At 69.4% G+C, this 22,169-nt stretch carries 19 protein-coding genes and 1 riboswitch; of the genes, 10 read left to right on the plus strand and 9 right to left on the minus strand.

All coding sequences use genetic code 11. The features are described from left to right. Positions 1-3 precede the first annotated feature (3 nt). The 5 genes from prfB to ACFWQC_RS11980 all read right to left on the minus strand — a co-directional run bounded on the left by prfB (position 4) and on the right by ACFWQC_RS11980 (position 5,129). Positions 4-1,122 carry a peptide chain release factor 2 gene (gene prfB / locus ACFWQC_RS11960; RefSeq protein ID WP_355018644.1) on the minus strand — a complete coding sequence of 373 codons (1,119 nt, stop codon included), beginning with the start codon at positions 1,120-1,122 and terminating at the stop codon, positions 4-6. Between the two features lie 166 nt (positions 1,123-1,288). Beyond that, positions 1,289-2,128 carry a C40 family peptidase gene (locus ACFWQC_RS11965; protein ID WP_378677573.1) on the minus strand — a complete coding sequence of 280 codons (840 nt, stop codon included), beginning with the start codon at positions 2,126-2,128 and terminating at the stop codon, positions 1,289-1,291. 5 nt (positions 2,129-2,133) lie between these two features. Beyond that, positions 2,134-2,305, minus strand: a riboswitch (cyclic di-AMP (ydaO/yuaA leader). Positions 2,306-2,518: 213 nt separating this feature from the next. Further along, complete coding sequence (locus ACFWQC_RS11970) at positions 2,519-3,199, minus strand: response regulator transcription factor (RefSeq protein ID WP_176884042.1); 681 nt, start codon at positions 3,197-3,199, stop codon at positions 2,519-2,521. Positions 3,200-3,213: 14 nt separating this feature from the next. Beyond that, on the minus strand, positions 3,214-4,161 hold the full coding sequence (locus ACFWQC_RS11975) for an ATP-dependent DNA ligase (RefSeq protein WP_378677576.1): 948 nt from the start codon (positions 4,159-4,161) through the stop codon (positions 3,214-3,216). After that, positions 4,161-5,129 carry a DNA ligase gene (locus tag ACFWQC_RS11980; RefSeq protein ID WP_378677578.1) on the minus strand — a complete coding sequence of 323 codons (969 nt, stop codon included), beginning with the start codon at positions 5,127-5,129 and terminating at the stop codon, positions 4,161-4,163. Before ACFWQC_RS11980 ends, ACFWQC_RS11975 begins: the two co-directional genes overlap by 1 nt. 319 nt (positions 5,130-5,448) lie before the next feature. Between ACFWQC_RS11980 and ACFWQC_RS11985 the strand changes: the two genes are divergently transcribed. The 8 genes from ACFWQC_RS11985 (at position 5,449) to kynA (ending at position 12,010) form a co-directional block, all read left to right on the plus strand. Next, positions 5,449-5,697 (plus strand): hypothetical protein, encoded by a 249-nt coding sequence (locus ACFWQC_RS11985; protein WP_378677580.1) that lies wholly within the window; start codon positions 5,449-5,451, stop codon positions 5,695-5,697. Between the two features lie 142 nt (positions 5,698-5,839). Further along, a complete protein-coding gene (locus tag ACFWQC_RS11990; RefSeq protein ID WP_355018638.1) occupies positions 5,840-6,673 on the plus strand; it encodes a Ku protein in 834 nt (277 codons plus the stop codon). A 120-nt stretch (positions 6,674-6,793) separates the two neighbouring features. Then, entirely contained in the window at positions 6,794-7,153 is a 360-nt protein-coding gene (locus ACFWQC_RS11995) for a YciI family protein (protein ID WP_378677582.1), read from the plus strand. Beyond that, positions 7,150-8,424 carry an RNA polymerase sigma factor gene (locus ACFWQC_RS12000; RefSeq protein WP_378677585.1) on the plus strand — a complete coding sequence of 425 codons (1,275 nt, stop codon included), beginning with the start codon at positions 7,150-7,152 and terminating at the stop codon, positions 8,422-8,424. Before ACFWQC_RS11995 ends, ACFWQC_RS12000 begins: the two co-directional genes overlap by 4 nt. A 53-nt stretch (positions 8,425-8,477) precedes the next feature. Next, positions 8,478-9,293 (plus strand): alpha/beta fold hydrolase, encoded by an 816-nt coding sequence (locus ACFWQC_RS12005; protein WP_378677588.1) that lies wholly within the window; start codon positions 8,478-8,480, stop codon positions 9,291-9,293. 34 nt (positions 9,294-9,327) lie between these two features. Next, positions 9,328-9,960, plus strand: coding sequence for an arylformamidase (kynB, locus tag ACFWQC_RS12010; RefSeq protein ID WP_378677591.1), 633 nt, complete (start codon positions 9,328-9,330; stop codon positions 9,958-9,960). After that, on the plus strand, positions 9,957-11,213 hold the full coding sequence (gene kynU, locus ACFWQC_RS12015; RefSeq protein WP_378677593.1) for a kynureninase: 1,257 nt from the start codon (positions 9,957-9,959) through the stop codon (positions 11,211-11,213). The genes kynB and kynU overlap by 4 nt, the downstream gene beginning before the upstream one ends. Beyond that, complete coding sequence (gene kynA / locus ACFWQC_RS12020; RefSeq protein WP_378677596.1) at positions 11,210-12,010, plus strand: tryptophan 2,3-dioxygenase; 801 nt, start codon at positions 11,210-11,212, stop codon at positions 12,008-12,010. The genes kynU and kynA overlap by 4 nt, the downstream gene beginning before the upstream one ends. Positions 12,011-12,025: 15 nt before the next feature. Here kynA and ACFWQC_RS12025 read toward each other — a convergent pair whose 3' ends face one another. From ACFWQC_RS12025 to ACFWQC_RS12035, 3 genes are all read right to left on the minus strand, one after another. Next, complete coding sequence (locus ACFWQC_RS12025; RefSeq protein WP_378677599.1) at positions 12,026-12,946, minus strand: methylenetetrahydrofolate reductase; 921 nt, start codon at positions 12,944-12,946, stop codon at positions 12,026-12,028. 71 nt (positions 12,947-13,017) lie between these two features. Beyond that, entirely contained in the window at positions 13,018-13,926 is a 909-nt protein-coding gene (locus tag ACFWQC_RS12030; RefSeq protein WP_378677602.1) for an HpcH/HpaI aldolase/citrate lyase family protein, read from the minus strand. A gap of 113 nt (positions 13,927-14,039) precedes the next feature. After that, complete coding sequence (locus ACFWQC_RS12035; RefSeq protein ID WP_378677605.1) at positions 14,040-14,630, minus strand: ArsR/SmtB family transcription factor; 591 nt, start codon at positions 14,628-14,630, stop codon at positions 14,040-14,042. 67 nt (positions 14,631-14,697) lie between these two features. On the opposite strand from ACFWQC_RS12035, the gene ACFWQC_RS12040 reads away from it, so the two are divergent. After that, positions 14,698-15,999: an MFS transporter gene (locus ACFWQC_RS12040; RefSeq protein ID WP_378677607.1), complete on the plus strand. Its 1,302-nt coding sequence runs from the start codon at positions 14,698-14,700 to the stop codon at positions 15,997-15,999. Positions 16,000-16,057: 58 nt separating this feature from the next. Further along, entirely contained in the window at positions 16,058-18,133 is a 2,076-nt protein-coding gene (locus ACFWQC_RS12045) for a collagen binding domain-containing protein (protein WP_378677610.1), read from the plus strand. Here the strand turns inward: ACFWQC_RS12045 and ACFWQC_RS12050 are convergent. Continuing rightward, on the minus strand, positions 18,093-22,043 hold the full coding sequence (locus ACFWQC_RS12050; protein WP_378677612.1) for an NAD-glutamate dehydrogenase: 3,951 nt from the start codon (positions 22,041-22,043) through the stop codon (positions 18,093-18,095). The genes ACFWQC_RS12045 and ACFWQC_RS12050 overlap by 41 nt on opposite strands. Positions 22,044-22,169: the final 126 nt, after the last annotated feature.

The raw sequence follows: 22,169 nt of genomic DNA on the forward strand, positions 1-22,169 counted from the left end.
AGGTCAGTTCTGTTCGGCCTTCTCGGCGCCGCGGCGCCACCGGATGCCGGCCTCGAGGAAACCGTCGATGTCCCCGTCGAAGACCGCCTGCGGGTTGCCGGTCTCGTAGGTCGTCCGCAGGTCCTTGACGATCTGGTAGGGGTTGAGCACGTAGTTGCGCATCTGGTCGCCCCATGAGGCCGCGACGTCACCCTTGAGATCCTTGAGGTGGGCCTCCTCCTCGGCCTTCTTCAGCGCGAGGAGCTTGGCCTTGAGGACGATCATCGCGGCGGCCTTGTTCTGCAGCTGCGACTTCTCGTTCTGGCAGGAGACCACGGTGCCGGTCGGGATGTGGGTCAGCCGGACCGCGGAGTCGGTGGTGTTGACCGACTGGCCACCCGGCCCCGAGGAGCGGTAGACGTCGACCTTGATCTCGTTCTCGTCGAGCTCGATCTCGTCGGTCTGCTCCAGCACGGGCACGACCTCGACCGCGGCGAAGGAGGTCTGTCGGCGGCCCTGGTTGTCGAAGGGGCTGATCCGCACCAGACGGTGGGTGCCGGCCTCGACGGAGAGGGTGCCGTAGGCGTAGGGGGCGTGGATCGCGAAGGTCGCGGACTTGAGCCCGGCCTCCTCGGCGTAGGAGGTGTCGAAGACCTCCACCGGGTACTTGTTGCGCTCGGCCCAGCGGACGTACATCCGCATCAGCATCTCGGCGAAGTCGGCGGCGTCGACGCCACCTGCGCCGGAGCGGATCGTCACCAGGGCCTCGCGGGCGTCGTACTCCCCCGAGAGCAGGGTGCGGATCTCAAGGCTCTCGACGGCCTTCTTGACCCGGCCCAGCTCGGCCTCGGACTCGGCGAGCGAGTCGGCGTCGCCCTCCTCCTGGGCCATCTCGACCATCAGGCCGAGGTCCTCGATGCGGGTGCGGAGCTCGGTGAACTTGTTGAGCTCGTTCTGCAGCAGGGAGAGGCGGCCGGTGACGCGGGTGGCGTTGTCCTGATCGTCCCAGAGGTCGGGCGCGGCGACCTGTTCGCCGAGGTCGGCGATCTCCTTGCGCATCGCGTCCAGGTCCAGCACCTGGCCGATGGTCTGCATCGTTGCCTGGAGCTGCTTGATCTCGGTGTCGAATTCGGGGCCTGCCACGTCTTACAGGTTACTTGACCGGTGGTGCCGCGCCCGATTCGCGGACCCCACTGTGCCGAACCTCCTCGGGCTCCGCTTCGGAAAATATGCGCTCGCCCTCCGGTAGGGGAACCGGAGGGCGAGCGCCAGGGGGATATATGGGTTCCGAGACTGGACCCAAGGGGGGTCAGGCCTGGTGGGTCGAGCCGGCGAACCAGCCGTCCCAAGCAGCCTCTTCACGAACTGACGCGCCCGGCTTGGGGGCGTGCAGCATGATCGCCTGACCATTCTCCCAGCGCAGGAAGATGCCCACGTGGTAGACCGGGCTGCCCCAGAACATCAGGTCGCCCCGCTGGATCTGGTCGTTCGGGACCGTCGGCAGCGCAGCGGCCTGGTCCCGCGAGACCCGGGGAAGCTCGATGCCGGCGGCGCTGAAGGCGTACTGCGTCAGGCCGGAGCAGTCGAACGAGCTCGGGCCGGTGGCACCCCAGACGTACGGGTCGCCGATCTGCTCCGAGGCGACGCTGATCGCCCGCTCGATCTTGCCTTCCTGGCTCGCGGCGAAGGCCTTCGCCTCGGCCTCGGCCTTCTTCTTCGCCTCCGCGGCCCGCTTGGCGGCGATCGCTGCCTTGCGCTTCGCCTCGGCGGCCTTGCGGGCTGCCTCCGCCTTGCGCTCCTGCACCTCGACAGCCCTCTCGAGCTGCTTGATGTCGGTGAGCATCGCGGTGGGGGTGGCCGAGGCCTCCAGGGTCGGAGCCTCCACCACCTTGGCCGCCTCGACGGTCGACTCGACCGTCGTGGTCTCATGGGAGGCTGGCGCGGCGTTGGCGGCGGGCACCGCCACCAGGGCACCGGCGGCGATGCCGCTGGCGAGGGTGACGCGGCCGATGAGCTTGCCGTGGCCGCTGAGCGTCGTCCTGAGCTTGTCGAAGGGAGATCCTGCGATCGACCGGGCGATCGAGACGTTCGGCGACCGGAACGGGCGGGGCGCGCCTCGATGGGCAGGGTTGGATACGGACTTGGACATGCGTGAGTTCCTTCCCACGCCTGCGAGGTGAGCTGTCGGGTTCGGGCTAGAAGGTTGCCCGGCCATCTGCGATGGCTTCACCCCAAGCGACCGTCCGAGTTAGTCGCGTGGAACTTGGGTCCCCCGCTCCTGTCCCATACGTACTGCTGAGTGTGAGGGTAAAGGGGGTTCAGTAGTTGGGGCCGGCGTCCGGAGGGACAGGATTCGGCGTGTACCGGGGCCGGTCGTGCGTTCTGCACGGCTCAACCAAGGTGACACGCGATCTGGAACGGATCCAATCCCGAATGGCCGAATCTGGAGCACAATCCGCGTGTTCACGCGTGACTTTGCCGTCGTTTGTGAAACATCTCACGGACTGAACACGCGTGTGACACCGTGTCGAACTTGCGTTTACTCCGCAGCTTCGAGACGGAAACCGACGCCGCGGACCGCGACGACCTTCTCCTGGACACCGGCCGCCTCGAGCTTCTGACGCAGGCGTCCGACGGTGACGTCGAGCGTCTTGGTCGAGCCGTACCAGTTCTCGTCCCAGACCTCGGCCATCAGCCGGTCACGGGAGACGACCTTGTCGCGGGACGCGGCCAGGACGGCCAGCAGCGCGAACTCCTTGCCGGTCAGGGTCACCTCGCGCTCGCCGGCGTAGACCCGGTGGGCAGCCACGTCGATGCGCAGGGCGTCGTCGTCGGCGCCGGGCTCGACCGGACCCGAGCGGCGCAGGAGGGCGCGGACCCGAGCCTGGAGGACGGCCAGCGCGAACGGCTTGGCCAGGTAGTCGTCGGCACCGGCGTCGAGCCCGACGACCAGGTCGATCTCGGCATCACGGGCGGTGAGGATCATGATCCCGCCCTCGTAGCCGTTGTCGCGAGCGGCCTTGCAGACCTCGAGCCCGTCCATGTCCGGAAGGCCCAGGTCGAGCAGCACCAGCTCGGCGTCGTACGGAGGTGCCAGCAGCTCCAGCGCCTTCTTGCCGGAGTCGACCCAGGTGACGTCATAGCCCTCACGCTGGAGCGTGCGCACCAGGGGAGCAGCGATGTCCTCTTGGTCTTCTACGACAAGCACGGAGTTCGACATGAAGAGAACAATAGTTACAGCCCCGTAGGGCTTGTGAAGAGATCCCCCCTTTCAGATAAGCGCGTGATCACATCGTTAGGTCCGATCTGGTCGATACCGAGGGGATCCTCGGCCCCTTCGGAGACCTCATCCCAGGTCACCGGGGCCGCAACCGTGGGGATCCCCTTGCCCCGCAGCGAGTAGGGACAGATCGTCGTCTTCGATCCCGAGTTCTGCGACCAGTCCAGGAAAACCTTGCCTGACCTGCGACTCTTGGTCATGGTCGCAGTGACCTTGCGCGGGTGCGCCTTCTGGAGGTCCTCGGCGATCTCCTTGGCCAGCGCCGTGGCGACGTCCGGCTCGACGGGCTCCGGCAGGGCGGCGTAGAGATGGACGCCCTTGCTCCCGCTGAGCACCGGAGTCGCGGAGAGGTCACGGGCGCCCAACGCCTCCCGCACCAGCAGCGCCACCTCGCAGCACTCCTGCAGGCCGGCCGGCTCGCCGGGGTCGAGGTCGATCACGATCCGGTTCGCGCCGGCCGGGGTGCCGTCGCCAGCGACCGTCCACTGGTGGACGTGCAGCTCCAGCGCGGAGAGGTTCGCGGCCCAGGTGAGGGCGGCGAGGCTGTCGAGGATCGGAAAGGTGAGTGTTCCCTCCCTCCGGTCGAAGCGAAGCCCGAGACGATCAGCAGAGCTGGCGGTTCGGGATCCCGTCGTCGGAACGACGACCGTACGGACCCAGCTGGGCGTGCCGGCCGGTGCGTTCTTCTCGAAGAACGACATGTCGCCGACGCCGTGCGGCCAGCGGATCCTCGTCACGGCGCGGTCCTGGAGCTGCGGCAGGAGCGCCGGCGCGACCTGGGCGTAGTAGTTGAGCACCTCGCCCTTCGTCATGCCCGTACGTGGATAGAGCACCTTGCTGAGGCTGGTCAGGGTCAGGACCCTGCCGTCGACCTCGACACGTACCTCTTCTCGTTCGACCATCACAGATCCTCCGGTGAGACGTCGTCCCTGATGCCGATGAAGCTCGGCTGCCGCAGCCGGCCCTTGTAGCTCGCCGCCGCGACGGCGGTGCCGTGGGTCTCCACCTCGACGACGAGGAGCGGCTCGACCCAGTGGGTGCCCCGAGCGTCCAGCGACGGCACTCCCCCGTCGGGGTCGACGTCGGGTCCGGCGAAGGGGCTCCGACTGGTCTCGCGCAGCAGCTCCCCGAGTCGCTGGGCCCGTTTGCCGGTGATGCCGCTGCCGACCCGCCCACGGTAGATCAGACCCTCGGGCGTCGGCTGCCCGACGAGCACAGCGCCAAGTCGTTCGGTGCCGCCCTCGGTGCCCACCTCGGGCCGCCAGCCGCCGACCACCAGGGATGCCCGGTAGCGGTGAGCCAGCTTGATCCAGTCCTTGCTCCGCTCCCCCGGCCGGTAGCGGCTGCCGCGCCGCTTGGACACGATCCCCTCCAGCCCCTGCGCCCGCGTCACCTCGTGGAGCATCCGGCCGTCGTCGTAGGTCGCCGGCACCTGCCACGAGCCCAGGTCGCCATCGGCATGGACGGCCTCGAGGATCTTGCGGCGCTCGGCCCAGGGCTCCTCGATGAGCAGCCGCCCGTCGAGACGGAGAAGATCGAAGACCATGTACGTCGCCGGGATCCTCTCCGCGAACCGCGCGGCCCGACGGACGTCGCGGTTGTGCATCCGGTCCATCAGCACCCGGAAGTCGGGCAGCCCGGAGTCGTTGAGCGCGATCACCTCGCCGTCGACGACGATGTCGCGTTCCGGGCCCGTCGCGATCTCGGGCCACGCGGGGGTCGCGTCGTTGTCGTTGCGTGTGGTCAGCCGGGTCTGCGTACCTCCTTCCGGGCTGTCGCCGAGGAGGCGGATGCCGTCCCACTTGACCTCATGGACCCACTCCTCCCCCGGCGGGACGTGGGCGCCAGGGGTGGCGAGCATGGGACGCATGCGCCCATCTTGCCTCTACCAGGTCGATGCACCGGGCAGATCGGGTCCGATCCTCACGCCCGGTCGACGTCGACACGGCATGCCTGCGGGGCTACCGCCTCTGGTGCCGCCCCGGGCTCGTTACAGGCATGCCGGGGGCGGTCCGTCTTTGAGCGGCTACTCCAGATCGGGTACCTCGGCCTGTGGTCGGCCGCCGCGCCTGGCCAGGCAGGCCTAGCGTCTGGGTAGCGGGTCAGCGACCCGTGGGCCCCCTCCGTTGGGTTGGCGGAGGGGGCCCGTTTCCGCTTCGCACCCACCGGGGAGAGAGGGGCCCAGACCCATGACCAGCTACCTACGTGTGCTGTTCGTCTTTTCGGCGCTGATCGCCGCCGCCGTCGCTGCCTACTTCGGGCTCATGCCCCTCGACGCACCATCGTGCGGGACCGGACTGCGCCCCGAGGACATGTGCTTCTGGACCACTCCTGAGGAACGCCGCCCGGAGGCGCTCGTGTGGCTCGCAGGCTCGGTCGGCCTGGTCGTGGCGGCGTATCTCATCGGCCGCTACCACTGGACCGGTCGCGACCTGTGACCGTTGGCGCCGCCGTCGCGTGAGCAGACCCTGGCGAGTGCATTCCTCGCACCCGCCGTGTGACAGGTGGGGTTAAGGGGTACCGAGAAAGCGAAATCCGGCAGATACTGGGGAAGTCGTTGCCGTTGCGGAGGGAGTCACCATGCGTGCGATCTGGAAGGGCGCGGTGTCGTTCGGGCTGGTCAGCGTGCCCGTGAAGCTCTATTCGGCGACCGAGTCCCACGACGTCTCGTTCCGCCAGGTGCACCAGTCCGACGGTGGCCGGATCCGCTATCAGCGGATCTGTTCGATCGACGGCGAAGAGGTGCCCTACTCCGAGATCGCGAAGGGCTATGAGACCGAGGACGGCGAGATGGTCGTGCTCACCGACGACGACTTCGCCAACCTGCCGACCACCTCCTCGCGCGAGATCGCGGTCGAGAAGTTCGTGCCGAGCGACCAGATCGACCCGATGCTCTTCGAGAAGAGCTACTACCTGGAACCGGAGAACACCGGGGTCAAGCCCTACGCGCTGCTGCGCCAGGCCCTGCTCGAGGCCGACCGGGTCGCCCTGGTGACCGTCGCGCTGCGGCAGCGCACCACGGTCGCGGCGCTGCGGGTGCGGCCGACCGACAACGGCGACGTGATCGTGCTGCAGACGATGATGTGGCCCGACGAGATCCGGGTGCCCGACTTCAAGGTCGAGGCCGGCGAGATCAAGGACTCCGAGATCAAGATGGCCAACATGCTCGTCGAGACTCTCGCGGGCGACTTCCATCCCGAGGAGTTCTCCGACGACTACGCGAGCGCCGTCGAGGAGATGGTGAAGGCCAAGATCGAGGGCGGCGAGGTCGAGCGGACCCCCACCTCCACCAAGACCTCCGGCGAGGTCGTCGACCTGCTCGCGGCGCTGCAGCGCTCGGTCGCCGCGGCCAAGAAGTCGCGTGGCGAAGAGGTCCCCGAGGAGGCCGAGGACAAGAAGTCGGAGGCGTCCTGAGACGTCCCGACCGACACGCACCGAATTCTCTGGTGCGGACGTGTCGAAAGCGGCAGGCTCTTCTCGACGCGTAGGCGACGACGCGCAACGGACGCGACGCCGACACGCAAGGAGAAGCCGATGCGCTACATGATGTTCGTGAAGATGGACCCCGAGGCCGGGCCGCCGCCAGCCGCGCTGATCGAGGCCGTGGAGGCCGAGATCAAGCAGCAGTACGCCGACGGCATCCTGCTCGACGCCGACGGGCTCGGCCCCGCGGTGGAGATCCGGCTGACCGCCGGGGAGGTGACCCACATCGACGGGCCCTTCGCGGAGGCCAAGGAGGTCGCCGGCGGGTTCTCGCTCTTCGAGGTCCGCTCACCCGACGAGGCCGTCGAGCTCGGCCGCCGGATGATCCAGCTCCACGAGGAGCTGTGGCCGGGGCAGGACGTAGCCGTGGAGATGCGGCCGCTGTTCGGTCCGCCGACCCCGGCTGAATGAGCTCGCCCACCGAAGACGCGATCGTCGCGGTCTGGCGCAACGAGTCCGTACGTCTCCTCGCCGGTCTGGCGCGGATGACGCACGACCTCGACCTGGCCGAGGACCTCGCCCAGGATGCCCTTGTCGCGGCGCTGGAACAGTGGCCGCACGAGGGCATCCCTCGCAACCCCGGCGCGTGGTTGATGTCGATCGCGAAGCGGCGCGCGATCGACGGGTTCCGCCGAGACGAGGTGCTGCGCCGCAAGGTCGCCCTGCTGGGCCACGAACTGGAGGAGGGTGAGATGCCTGACCTGGCTGCCGCGGTCGACCATATCGAGGACGATGTGCTGCGGCTGATGTTCCTCTCCTGCCATCCGGTGCTGGCTCCCGACTCTCGCACGGTGCTGACCCTGCGGCTGGTGGGCGGGCTGACGACCGCCGAGATCGCCCGGGCCTACTTCGCCAAGGAGTCGGCCGTCGGACAGCGGATCTCGCGGGCGAAGCGCACCCTGGCCGAGGTCGGGGCGTCGTTCGAGCTGCCCACCGGCGAGGAGCGGACGGCACGCCTGCGCGACGTGATGCAGACGATCTACCTGGTGTTCAACGAGGGCTACGCGGCGACGTCCGGGCCGTCGTGGACCCGGCCCGAGCTGTGTCTGGAGGGGATGCGGCTGGCCCGCATGCTGGCCGCGCACGCCCCGGGCGACCCCGACGCACAGGCGCTGCAGGGGCTGCTGGAGATCCAGGGGTCGCGGCTCGCGGCCCGGGCGGACGCCGAGGGTCACCCGGTGCTGCTCGAGGACCAGGACCGGACCCGCTGGGACCAGCTGCTGCTGCGGCGTGGCCTGGCCGCGGTCGACCGGGCGACGGCGCTGGCCTCCTCCGGCACCCCCGGCGGGAGCTATCTGGTGCAGGCGATGATCGCCGCGTGCCACGGCCGCGCCCGGCGGGCCGAGGACACCGACTGGGCCGAGATCGCGCGCCTCTACGACATGCTCGCGACCGGCGTCCCAGGCGCCGTCATCGAGGTCAACCGCGCGGTGGCACACGGGCGCGCCTTCGGTCCCGATGCCGGGCTGGCCATCCTGGCGGCGCTCCCGGAGGGAGCGCTTCCGGGATCGCATCTGCCCGCCGGCGTACGTGGTGACCTCCTGCACCGCGCCGGGCGACACCTCGACGCCGCAGCGGCGTTCGACGAGGCGGCCTCGCTGACCACCAACGCCGGGGAACAGGAGCTTCTCGAGAAACGTGCGGCCGCGTGTCGAAGCGACGACATCTCGTCCGACGCGTAAGTATCAACCGGGTCTCGACAGGCTCGACCACCGCGACAGAAGTGAGCAGAACGATGACCAAGACCACCACCTCCGCCGACGGCACCACCATCGCCTACGACGTCACCGGCACCGGCCCGGCGCTCGTCCTGGTCGACGGGGCGATGTGCTACCGCGGCTTCGGGCCGTCGAAAGAGCTGGCCGAGGCGTTCTCGGACCGGTTCACCGTCTACCGCTACGACCGTCGCGGCCGCGGCGACAGCAACATCGCCAAGCCTGCTGCCGCCGGCACCATGGAGGCGGTCGAGCAGGAGGTCGCCGACCTGGGCGCGGTGATCGAGGCGGCCGGCGGGCACGCCCATCTGCTGGGCCTCAGCTCGGGTGCGTTCCTCGCCCTGGAGGCCGCACGAGCCGGGCTGCCGATCGACAAGATCGTCGCCTACGAGGCGCCGCTCATCCTCGACGACACCCACCGTCCCAACGACGCCGACCTGGCGCAGCAGGTCGAGGCCCTGGTGGAGAAGGGCAAGCGAGCCGCCGCGGTCGAGCTCTTCATGCGCGTGGTCGGCATGCCGCTGATCGCGGTCAAGATGATGCGGCTCACCCCGGCCTTCAAGAAGCTCACCCCGATCGCGCACACGCTGGTCTATGACCTCGGCATGTGCGTGCCGTTCCAGCAGGGGCTGCCCCTGCCCGGCGGCTACTTCAAGAACGTGTCGGTGCCCGTGCTGTCGGTGGCGGGCAGCAAGAGCCCGACCTACATGACCAACGCCCAGCAGGCCATCTCCAAGGCCGTTCCCGAGGGCCGCTACGTCGTCCTCGACGGGCAGGACCACATGGTCAAGGCGGATGCCCTGGCCCCTATCGCTGCCGAGTTCCTCACCGCCTGACCGACCCCGCCGGAGGGCGGCCTATCCTGGCGCCATGGCGCAACTCTGGGACATCTCCCCACCGGTCCACGCATCCTCGCCGGTCTTCCCCGGCGACCATGCCACCGAGGTCGGCTGGACGTTCCGGATCGGTCCTGGCTGCCCGGTCAACGTCGCCGAGATCTCGGTGTCGGCGCATGTCGGGGCTCACGCGGACGCCCCGCTGCACTTCACCGACGGCGGCACGCCGGCCGGCGAGATGGCACTGGAACCATTCCTCGGCCCGTGCCGCGTGGTCGACGTGTCCGGGGTCCGCCCACTGGTCACCGTCGACCACATCGACGTCACCGACCTGCCGCCGCGCGTGCTGTTCCGGACGTACGCCACCCAGCCGACGACCTGGGACGACGACTTCTGCGCCCTCGACCCTGCCCTGATCGACCTCCTGGCCGCCCACGGGGTGCAGCTGGTCGGCACCGATGCGGCCAGCCTGGACCCGTCCTCCTCGAAGGATCTTCCGGCCCACTTCGCGACCCACCGTCATGACGTACGCATCCTGGAGAACCTGCTGCTCGACGAGGTACCCGCGGGCGACTACGAGCTGATCGCGCTCCCCCTCAAGCTCACCACCGCCGACGCCGCGCCCGTGCGCGCCGTGCTCAGGCCGATCAAGGAGACTGCCGAATGAACCGCGACGATGCCGTCGCTCTCGACCAGGCCGACCCGCTGGCTCCGCTGCGGGACCTCTTCGACCTGCCCGAGAAGACGATCTACCTCGATGGCAACTCGCTCGGGGCACTCCCCCGCGCCACCGCCGGCCGGGTGGCCGAGGTGGTCACGCAGGAGTGGGGCCAGGGGCTGATCGAGTCCTGGAACACCGCCTCCTGGATCACCCTCCCTCAGCGCGTCGGCGACAAGATCGCCCGGATCATCGGCGCAGGTGAGGGAGAGGTCGTGGTCGCCGACTCGACCTCTCTCAACGTCTACAAGGTGCTCGCCTCGGCGCTCTCGATCGCCTCGGTCGACTCGCCCGATCGCCGGGTCGTGGTCAGCGAGCGCAGCAACTTCCCCACCGACCTCTACATCGCCTCCTCGCTGTGCCGCGAGCGCGGCTACGAGCTGGTGCTGGTCGACTCCCCCGACGAGATCGAGGGGCTGCTCGATCGCACCGCGGTGCTGATGCTGACCGAGGTCAACTACCGCACCGGCTACCTGCACGACATGGCCGCGGTGACCGCGCTCGCGCACGAGCACGGTGTGCTTGCCGTCTGGGACCTGTGCCACTCGGCCGGTGCGGTGCCGGTCGACCTCCGAGGCGCCGACGCCGACTTCGCGATCGGCTGCGGCTACAAGTTCCTCAACGGCGGCCCCGGCTCGCCGGCGTTCCTGTGGGTCAGCCCTCGCCACGTCGACCGTTTCGAGCAGCCGCTGTCGGGCTGGATGGGTCACGCGGCGCCGTTCGAGATGTCGCCGGGCTACCGGCCCGCGGAGGGGGTCTCGCGCTACCTGTCCGGCACCCCCGCCGTCATCGGCATCTCGGCCCTGGAGTGCGGCGTCGACACGCTGCTCGCGGCCGAGGCGTACGGCGGTCTCGAGGCGATCCGGGAGAAGTCGCTCGCGCTGACCCGGCTCTTCGCCCACCTCGTCGCGTCCCGGCTTCCCGGGTTCACGATCGAGTCCCCGCTGGACGACACCCGCCGAGGCAGCCAGCTGTCGCTGAGCGTCGCCGACGACGGGGCGTACGCGATCGTGCAGGCGCTCATCGAGCGCGGCGTCGTCGGCGACTTCCGAGCAGGGTCGCGAGACATCCTGCGCTTCGGCGTCACCCCGCTCTACACCCGCTACGTCGACGTGTGGGACGCCGTCGACCACCTGGTCTCGGTGATGGACAACGACGAATGGCGCGACGAGCGCTTCTGGACCCGAGGAGCAGTCACATGAGCAGCACGCAGGACCTTCCGATGGACTACTCCGACTATCTCCACCTGCCGGAGGTGCTCGGCGCGCAGCATCCGCTCTCGGGCGACCACAACGAGATGCTCTTCGTCGTACAGCACCAGGCGATGGAGCTGTGGATGAAGCTCGCGCTGCACGAGCTGACCGAGGCGCAGCGGCTCCTCGCCGAGGATGCGGTACGCCCGGCGTTCAAGGGGCTGGCCCGGGTCTCGCGAATCATGGAGCAGCTCGTGCACGCCTGGGACGTGCTCTCGACCCTGACCCCGACCGAGTACGACAAGTTCCGCCCCTATCTGGCCACCGGCTCGGGCTTCCAGTCGTGGCAGTACCGCTGCATCGAGTTCGCGCTCGGCAACAAGGCCGCCTACACGCTCCGCGTGCACGAGGGACGCCCGCACGAGCAGGATGTGCTGGCCGCGTACGGACGTCCCTCTCTCTACGACGAGTCGCTGCGGCTGCTGGCCCGGCGCGGATTCGACATCCCGGCCGACCACCTCGACAGGGACTGGAAGCAGGAGTACGCCGCCTCCGACGCCGTCGAGGCCGCCTGGGGCGAGGTCTACCGCGACCCGGAGAAGCACTGGGACCTCTACGAGCTCGGTGAGGAGCTCACCGACCTCGAGACCGCCTTCCGGGTCTGGCGGTTCCGGCACGTGACCACCGTCGAGCGGATCATCGGGTTCAAGATCGGCACCGGCGGGACCAGTGGTGTCTCCTACCTGCGCAAGCAACTCGACATCATCCTGTTCCCCGAGCTGTGGGCGATGCGTACCGAGTTGTAGCGGAACCGTTCGCGCTCAGCGCGCGAGCTTGCCGCGAAGCCGCTCGGCGAGGCGTACGGAGGCCTCGATCTCGACCTTGCGGATCGAGACGGACTCGATGTTGATGCCGAACGGCACGCCGAGCTGGCGGCAGAAGGAGATCAGCTCGATCGCCGTCGCCTCGGCCTGCGCGAGCGAGGCGTCGAGGGTGTCGGTGGCGTGGCGCAGCTCGTTCTCGATCCAGCGCGGTACGTCGACGCCGAGCCAGCGGAGGAACTCGAGGGTCTTCATCGAGCCGCAGACGGAGAAGGTGAACACGATCGGCACCGGCCGGAGGCCGCGGGACTCGCACTCGTAGCGGTAGTCGGAGACGAGGTTCTTGGCGGCGTTGACGTCGTAGACGACCTGGGTGACGAAGTAGGAGCAGCCGGCCTCCTGTTTGGCGATCAGCCGATGGTGCTCGTCGCCCTTGGCCGTGTGCCGCTCGGGGATGGCGACGGCGCCGAGGAGCAGGTCGGGGTTGGCCTCGTTCCGGATCTGCTGGGCGCGACGCAGACTGGTGGCGACCCGCTTCTCGCCCGAGGAGGCGCCGACGAAGACCGACAGCGCCTTGGCCGGGTCCTGGGTCTTGACCCAGTCACGCAGCGTCGGCTCGTCGTACTTGCCCGTGGCCCGGTAGACGACGGCCGGCACGTCCAAGCCGGCGAGGTTGCGCTCGAGGAACTCGGCGGGGTCGAGGGTGCGTACGAACGGGAACGGCCGCTCCTCGGGGTTGCGGTCGGACTCGTCGTCGATGTCGTAGAGGATCAGCCCGTCGACATCGAGGGGCCGGATCCGCTCGAGCGTGACCTCCGCGATCTGCTGAACCCGCTCGGGTTCCGTCGTCACCCTCGGCGGGGTGACGGCGAACAGGAGAATCTCACCGGCCCGGTCATTGATGCGCTGCTGCAGATCCACGACATCAACGCTAGCCGAGCCGTGCCGACCCGGCGCGTCTGTCCCATCCCAGAGCGCCGAGTCGGCGCCGATCAGTAGACGCTCGGCCCCGAGGTGGGGGCGTCGTAGGCCTCGATGTCCGGCTTGATCTTGAACAGCTCGGCACGGCGCTTGATCGTCTCGGCGCGGGCCAGACGCGGCTTGTCGCTGCCGTCGCGGATCACGCGGCCACCCTCCTCGAACTTCTGGAGGAACTCGTGGGCCCAGGTCACATCGGACGGGGACGGGCTGAACGACTCGTTGATCACCGAGGGCTGCTCGATGTCGAGGCAGAGCTTGCCGGTCATACCCATCGCGACGCCGTCGGCCGACTGCTCACGCAGCAGCGGGTGGCTGCTGCCCACCGTCGGGCCGTCGATCGGACCGGACAGGTTGCCGATCCGCGAGGCGAGGACCAGCTTGGTCCGCGGGTACGCCATCGCGAGCGGGTCGTTCTCCGCACCCGTGTCGCGGCGGTAGTCACCGGAGCCGAACGCGAGCCGGTAGGCGCCGCGGGCGCGCGCGATCGTCGCGGCGTCCTCGATCCCCAGCGCCGACTCGAGCAGCGGGATCACCGGGGTCGACCCGCCGAGCCGCTGGAACGTGTCGGTCACCTGGTCGGGCGACTCGGTCTTCGCCAGCATCACACCGGCGAGCGTCTCGATCCCGGCCAGCGCCGCGATGTCCTCGCTCCAGTCCTCGGTGGTCCAGTCGTTGATGCGTACCCAGGCACGGCCGCCACCTTTGAGCCAGCTGGTCACGTTCTCGCGCGCCTGCGACTTGAGCGAGGTGTCGATCGCGTCCTCCATGTCGAGGATGATCTGGTCGGCTCGGCTCAGCTGGGCATCGTCGAAAATCTCCGTACGCATGGCGGAGACCAGGAGCCAGGACCGGGCGTTGTGGCCCTCGACTCGGTTGGCTTCGCGGACCTCGCGCTTCTCGGCGATCTGGCTCGTGCTCATCGTTCGTCTATCTCCCTACTGGCGTCCTGGGATGGCCGCGACTTCGGACGGTAAACCAACTTCTCGGTGACTCGCGAGTAGGAGTCGGCCTGAGGCAGGCGTTGAGACATGACTCACGTCGCCACCCCCGGATCGGCCTCACCAGCCAGGTCCGGCATCGGCTGGACGATCTGGTAGACCGAGTAGAGGTCCCGCTCCTCGCCAGAAGGCTGGCGGCCGGTGTCGCGGTAGCGCGCGACGACCTGGTTCAGCTCCTGCTGCAGCTGGAGGGCCTCGTCGCTGGTCAGCCGCAGGGACGACTCCGACACGTACCGCTTGGCAGGATCGTCTTCGGTCTCCGGAGGGACCTTGAAGGCCTCGTCGACCAGGTGGTGGCCCCAGGCGACGGAGCTGCGCTGAAACACCGTGTACGCCGCCTCGCCTCCCGGCTGCTGGACCATGTCTCTGGGGCTGATGGTGATGTCGTCGTCGGTGAGCCGCCAGACCCGGTCGCGCTTGTCCCGGCCGGCGTCGGGGTCGATCTCCACCAGGCCGTACTTCGCCAGCTGCCGCAGATGGAAGCTGGCCTGGTTGGCCGGGATGCCGGTGCGCTGGGCGACATCTGCGGCACGGAGGGACCCCGCAGCGGACAGCTCGTGCAGCACCCGGTTGCGGGTCGGGTGGGCGATCGCCCGCAGGATCCGCGGGTCGTCGTACGTAGCCATGTCGGCAGTCTACAGAATTCCGCAATACTTATTGCGCAACAGATGTTGCGCACCTTATGGTGCGGGTATGCCCTCCTATCGCGAGCTCGCCCGCAACCACGACTTCACCGCCCTGTGGATCGGTGCCACCGTCGCCGAGCTCGGCACCCGGGTGAGCCTCTTCGCGATGCCCCTGGTCGCCTACGCGATGACCGGATCCGCCTTCTGGGCAGCGGCCGCGGAGGCGATCCATCTCGTCGGGATGGTGGGGATGCTGCTGCCCGCCGGGGTGATCGCCGACCGGCGCCATCGGCTGCGGATCATGCGGTTCGCCCACGGCTCGGGCACCGTCCTGTTCGCCTCGCTGGCCATCGCCGGGATCCTCGGCTCGCTCACCCTCCCCCACCTGCTCCTCGTCGCCCTCCTCACCGGAGCGCTCAACGGGCTCTTCCTCCCGGCCGAGAACTCAGCGATCAGATCGGTCGTCGCGGCCGACGATCTCCCGACGGCCCTCTCCCAGCAGCAGGCACGCCAGCACATCGCCGGACTCCTGGGCGGGCCGCTCGGCGGGGTGCTGCTCGGCTTCACCCGCTGGGCGCCGTTCGCCGGAAATGCCATCGCGTACGCCGCCGGCTGGCTGCTCCTCGGACGCGTCCGAGCCGACCTCTCGGCACCGCCGGCCCGCGCCCACGCGCCTCACGAGAAGGCCTCGGCAGACCTGGTCGCGGGACTGCGCTACAGCTGGCAGCAGCCGTTCCTGCGTACGCTGCTCTTCTTCGGGCCCGCCGCCAACCTGGCTGTCAACGCGCTCTTCTTCATGGCCCTGCTGCGACTGATCGAGGCCGGGTTCCCGGCCTGGCAGATCGGGTTGGCCGAGGCGGCGATCGGAGCGTGCGGGATCCTCGGCGCGCTGGTCGCTCCCTGGCTCATCGACAAGATCCCGACGGGCAGGCTCACCGCCCTGGTCGCGTGGAGCTTCGTGCCGCTCTCGATCCCCCTCGCGTTCTGGACCCACCCCGCAGTGATGGCTCTGGCGGTCTCCGTCGGCCTCTTCCTCAACCCTGCAGGCAACGCCGGCGTCGCGGCGTACCGGATGGCGATCACCCCACCGGAGCTGGTCGGACGCGTTCAGTCAGCGGCCCAGTTCGTCTCCATGCTCTCGATCCCGCTGGCACCCGCCCTGGCCGGGGCACTGCTCGCCGTCACCGACGGCACCACCGCGGTCCTCGCGGTCACGGCGCTGGTCGCTCTCGCCGCCCTCATCCCCACACTCGCTCGCTCCGTGCGGTCGATCCCGCGCCCCGCGGACTGGCAGTCCCTGTCCTCGAACGACGACAACCTCGGCCACACACGCGCTTCAGAGCGTAAAAATGCGGTTCCGCAGGGATAACCTTCGTCAAGTCCCCCAACGCAACGTTTTGCTCCTCGGAAGCAAAGGATCCCCTCGCATGTTCAACCGGGCCTGTCTGGCGTTGGCACTTCTGGCCGGCGTGTTCGTCACGCTGCTGTCTCCAGGACCGGCTCATGCCGCGACCGACTCGTGGGCCGAGTGGGCGCCCATCTCCGGGACGTCCAACGACTACTCCACGACGATGACCCAGCGGTCTGCGGGCTTCCCCGCGGCCCAGATGGCCAGCGACTCCCGGGCCAACGTCGCCCTTCCCAGCGGCGCGAGCACGTTCCTCGACGCCAGCACGCCACCAGGAGCGAAGTACGGATCGAGCCGCGGGTCGGCCTACATCAACCTGCGCCCGAGGGCCGACACCCCGACCGGCGCCTCGACCACGACGTACGCCTTCGAGAGCCCCACGCCCGACACCGGCTGGGCGTTCGTGCTCGGTGACATCGACTCCGACCAGGTCCAGGTCCAGGCGACCGACGAGAACGGCGAGGAGGTTCCGACCGCGGAGATCTCCTCGTGGTTCCAGGGTTCGTTCAACTACGCCGGCGGCGCCGACCAGCCGACCTGGAACCCGGCCACCTCGACGCTGACCGGCAACCCCACCGCCACCGACACGAACGGCGCCAGCGGCTGGTACGAGCCCGACATCCGGATCACCAGCCTGACCTTCGTCTTCACCCGCAGGGCCGGGTTCCCGGTCTACCAGACCTGGTTCGTGAGCCGGGCGCGGCCGATCGGCGGCATGGTCTCCGACGTGTCGACCTCGGGGTCGTGCCCGGTCGAGAGCTCGGTGCTCACCCTCGTCTCGCCCTACGGGGAGACCCTGGCCACCACGAGCCCCACCGCCGATGGCACCTACTCCTTCGGCGAGTTCGCCACCCAGGACGGCTACACCGTCCGGCTGAGCCGGCCCGACGGATGTGCGATCGTCGGGCAGACCGAGGCGACCGCCAGCAACCGCGGCGAGGACGGCGACCCCGCCTCCCGGGCCGACTTCGAGGTGCGGCAGGTGATCCCGCAGGCGATCAGCGGCACCGTACGCGACGATGCCGGCGCTCCGGTCCCGGGCGCGACCGTGACCCTCACCCGGCCCGACGGGACCACCCCGACCACGACCACCGGCACCGACGGCACCTATCTCTTCGACGACAACGCGGTCGACACCGGCTACTCGCTGACCCTGACGGTGCCCGACGGCTACACCGCGGGTCCCGACGGTACGACCCGCTCCGACATCACCGTCGACGACGGCCCGATCACGGACCAGGACTTCGTGGTCAACCAGCTGGCCAGCGTCTCCGGCACCGTGACCGGCGGCGGCAGCGGGCTCGGCGGCGTCCAGGTGCGCCTGGTCCCCGCGGGCGGCGGCGACCCGATCACCACCGTCACCGACGGTGACGGCAACTACCGGCTCGACGGGGTACCGCCCGGCGACTACACCGCCGAGATCGAGGCACCCGAGGGCTACACCGGCGCCACCACGCGACCCGTCACCGTGGCCACGAGCGACGTGACCGGGGTCGACTTCGACCTCACCCGCCCCGGCACGATCGCCGGGCGGGTCACCGACGCCTCCACCGGAGACCCGGTCTCCGGCGTCACCGTCACCGTCGAGGGGCCCAATGGCCCGGTCACCGCCACCACCGACGAGGCGGGCGGCTACATCGTCGAGGACCTCCCGCCGGGCGACTACACCATCACCGTCACCGCACCCGATGGGATGCGGGTCGTGGGTGAGACCTCGCGTACGGTCACGATCACCTCGGCCGGCGAGATCCGAGGCGGACAGGACTTCCGGGTCGACGAGGTCCCCTCGCCGAGCCCCACGCCGGACCCGACTCCTACGCCGGACCCGACCCCGACGCCGGACCCGACGCCCACCCCGGACCCGACTCCGGATCCGACACCGACGCCGGATCCGACCGACGTGCCGATCCCCGGTGGAAATGAGAATCCGCCGACGGCCCCGACCCCGGGACCGCCGACGGAAACCTCACCTCAGAGCTCGCTGCCCGAGACCGGCGGCCCGTCGTGGGTGTTCGCCGCGCTCGGCATCTCGCTCCTGCTCGCCGGCACGGTGCTCACCGTGACAGCGCGTCGAGCGTCCCGAATGCGAGGTTGACCTCCTCGTTGAGCGCCGAGGTCGCCCAGATCTCCCACCGCAGCGGGTGATCCACGATGGCCTCGGGGAACCGCTCGCGGATCGCGGTCGGGAAGTAGGCCACCAGACGCTCCGTCATCTCCGGATCCGCTGCCGGGTCGGGAAGACCCGCGGCGACCAGCTCGCGTCGGCGCACGATCTTGGTCCAGGCGAGCATCACGGCCAGCTCGGGGGCGGTGAGCCCCTCCCCCGCCTCCAGGCGGCGGGCGACCTCGGTCGAGGAGGGCAGGCCCTCCACCTCGCGGTCGAGCAGCCCGGCCGTGACCCACTCCGCGATCTGGCGCTCGTGAGCCTCCAGGAGCTGCGGGGCCGAGGCGACCGCACGGGTGAGGGTCACGTTGTGGGCCTCGTTGTGAGCGAGCACCAGCGCGGCGACCTCGTCGGTCATCTCCTCGAGGAGCTCGTCACGCGCGGCCAGCGTCAGCGAGCCCGCGCGTACCTCTCGGTCCAGCAGGATCTTGAGGTTGACCTCGTGGTCGGAGGTGCCGACACCGGCGGAGTTGTCGATCGCGTCGGTGTTGATCAGCCCACCCTTGCGGGCGAACTCGACGCGGCCGGCCTGGGTGATGCCCAGGTTGCCACCCTCACCGACGACCCGCACCCGCAGCTCGGCGGCGTCGACACGGACCCCGTCGTTGGCGTGGTCACCGGCGTCGTCGTCGGTCTCGCTGGACGCCTTGACGTACGTCCCGATCCCGCCGTTCCACAGCAGGTCGACCGGAGCGCGCAGGATCGCGCTGATGAGCTCCTGCGGGGTGAGCCGCTTGACGTCGGTCGCCAGACCGAGCGCCTGTCGCACCTCGGAGCTGATCGGCACCCACTTCAGCTGCCGCGACCACACGCCGCCGCCCGCCGAGATCAGTGAGTTGTCGTAGGACTCCCAGGTCGACCGGGGCATCTCGAAGAGCCGCTTCCGCTCCTGGAATCCCGCCGCCGCGTCGGGCGTGGGGTCGATGAAGATGTGCCGGTGGTCGAAGGCGGCCACGAGCCGGATGCGATCCGAGCGCAGCATGCCGTTGCCGAAGACGTCACCGGACATGTCCCCGACGCCGACCGCGGTGATCTCGTCGGTCTGCGGGTCGATGCCGAGCCGCTTGAAGTGGTGCTGCACCGAGACCCAGGCCCCACGCGAGGTGATGCCCATGGCCTTGTGGTCATAGCCCGCCGAGCCGCCGGAGGCGAACGCGTCGCCGAGCCAGAAGTCGTACTCCGCCGCGACCGAGTTGGCCAGGTCGGAGAACGTCGCGGTGCCCTTGTCGGCGGCGACGACCAGGTAGGAGTCGTCGCTGTCGTGGCGCACCACGTCGGCCGGCGGCACGATCTCACCGTCCACCCGGTTGTCGGTGACGTCGAGCAGGCCACGCAGGAACGTGACGTACGCGTCCGGACCGGCGACGCCCTTGGGGACGAAGCCACCCTTCGCGCCGCCCGGCACGATCACGGTGTTCTTGACCTGCTGCGCCTTCGCCAGCCCGAGCACCTCGGTGCGGAAGTCGTCGCGCCGGTCGCTCCACCGCAGGCCGCCACGGGCCACGGGGTCGAAGCGCAGGTGCACACCCTCGACGTCGGGCGAGTAGACGAAGATCTCGTACGCCGGCCGCGGCAGCGGCAGGTCGGGAACCTGCTGCGGGTCGAACTTGAACGCGAGGTAGCTCCGGCCGCGGTAATAGTTCGTCCGCGTCGTCGCCAGGATCGTGGAGACGTAGCTGCGCAGGATCCGGTCCTGGTCCAGGCTCGCAACGTCATCGAGAGCCTCGATGATCGCCTCGGCCCGCTTCGTCTCGTCACGCGTGGTGAGCGAGGGGTCGAAACGGGTCTCGAACAGCTCCACGATCTGCCGGGCGATCCCCGGGTTGGTGCACAGCGCGTTGCCGATCGAGAAGAACGAGTTCGGGGTGCCGGCCTGGCGCAGGTAACGGCCGTAGGCACGCAGCATGGTGACCTGACCGTGGTCGAGTCCCGCCAGGACGAGCGCGTTCAGCCCGTCGATCTCGCTGCGTCCCGACCAGGCCTGGTGCAGCGCCGCGACCAGCTGCGTGGGCGTGCCGACCGGGGTGTCGGCGTAGGCGAGGCCGAAGTCGTAGATGAACCACTCCTCCGAACCGGAGGTGCCGACGCCCTCGAGATCGTAGGGCCGCTCGTCGGTGACCTCGAAGCCGAACGAGGACAGGATCGGAAGCATCAGGGACAGCGAGAGCGGACCACCGGTGCGGTAGATCTTGATCCGGAAACCGCCAGGGCTCTCCGGGTCCTTGTAGAAGGAGAAGTCGACCGCCTCACCCTGGTGCGAGAGCATCTCGAGCCGGGTCAGGTCGGCGGCGCCGGTGTCGGCGTCGAAGTCCTCCTTGTAGGCCTCCGGGAACGCGTCGAGCACGTGCGAGAGCCGGGCCGCGCCGTCCTCGCCGGCATGGGCGATGACCGCGCTGACCAGGTCGTCGCGCCAGCTCCGCGCGGCCTTGCGCAGCCGCGACTCGAGGCTGTCGACCAGCCCCGGGGTGTCCAGGGCCTTCCCCAGCGACTCGGTGGTGCCGTGCACCACGAAGTGCACCCGGGCGGTGGTCGACTCGCTGATGCGTACGGTGAACTCCAGGTCGGTGCCGCCGAGCGCGTCGAGAAGCACCTTCGAGAACCGCTCGCGAACCGTCGTGTTGTAGCGGTCACGCGGCAGCGAGACGAGCACCGAGACATAGCGACCGTACGTGTCGGGCCGGACGGCCACCCGCAGGATGCGACGCTCGATCGCTCCCAGCGCGGCCTCGGCCAGGTCCATCAGCTCCTCGGTGGAGGCGTGGAACAGCTCCTCGCGAGGGTAGGACTCCATCGCGTCGAGCATCGCCTTGCCGGTATGGCTGCGGGCGTCGTAGCCGGTGTGGTCGAGGACCGCGGCGACCTTGCCGCGTACGACCGGGATCCGGGTCACCGACTGGCGAGCCGCCTTGGTGGTGAAGAGGCCGAGGAAACGGTGCTCGCCGATCACCTCACCGGCGGCGTTGAAGATCTTGATGCCGACGTGGTCGAGGTAGGCGGGCTCCCCGACGGTCGAGCGGGAGTTGGCCTTCGCCAGGACGAGCATGACCTTGTCGCGGGCGTGGGCGGCGACCTTGGGCGGCATCTTGCCGTGGTCGGGGGCCTGCGGCGGGTCGGCGCGCAGGATGCCCAGGCCGGTGCCGGAGCGACCGCGCAGGTAGTCGCCGTCGAGGCGGTACTCGCGGTAGCCGGTCAGCAGGAAGTGGTCCTCGGCCAGCCAGGCCAGCAGCTCGGCGGCCTCGGAGGCCTCCTCGCGCGGCACGCTGTTGGGCGGGGTGTAGCGCAGACCGGCCGCGATCTCCGCCAGCCGGCGGTGCAGCCTCGGCTCGTCCTCGACGACCTCGCGTACGTCCTCGAGGACTCCCTCGAGGCCCGAGACGATCTCCTTGGCGGCGTCGGGGGCCAGACGGTCGATCTCGATGTGCATCCAGGACTCGCTGATGTCGCCTTCGTTCACCCCCTCGAGCGCACCGGTCACGTCACGGGCGACGTCGATGACGGGGTGGACGACCAGATGTACGTCGAGGCCACGACGGTAGAGCTCGGTCTTGACCGAGTCCACGAGGTAGGGCATGTCGTCGACGACGATCTCGACGACGCTGCGGCCTCCGGCGGACCAACCGTCTGCGGCGGTGGTCGGGGTGAGGATGCGCACGGCGGCGGTGCCCTGCGGGCGGTTCGCTGCCAGCGCCAGATGCGATCCCACCGCGCCGGCGAGATCAGCCTCGCTGCGGCCGGTGAGCTCCTCGGGGGCTACGTGGCGGAAGTAGGTGGTGCTCGGCAGGCGGAACTGCTGGACGTTCTGCTGAGCTTGGACAGGTTTGATATGCGTCTCCGTTGACACACCTGTCACGGTATCCCGCGAGGGCTCTGAGTAGGCGGCTGCATCCGAAGGAATCGCCGATGTGAGTCATAGGCTCACGACCTCCCACTGGCCTGGGGGTAAAGAGCATACTCCTGGAATGTGTCC

The sequence above is a fragment of the Nocardioides sp. NPDC058538 genome (assembly GCF_042719275.1).
In the GTDB taxonomy this organism is placed as follows: domain Bacteria; phylum Actinomycetota; class Actinomycetes; order Propionibacteriales; family Nocardioidaceae; genus Nocardioides.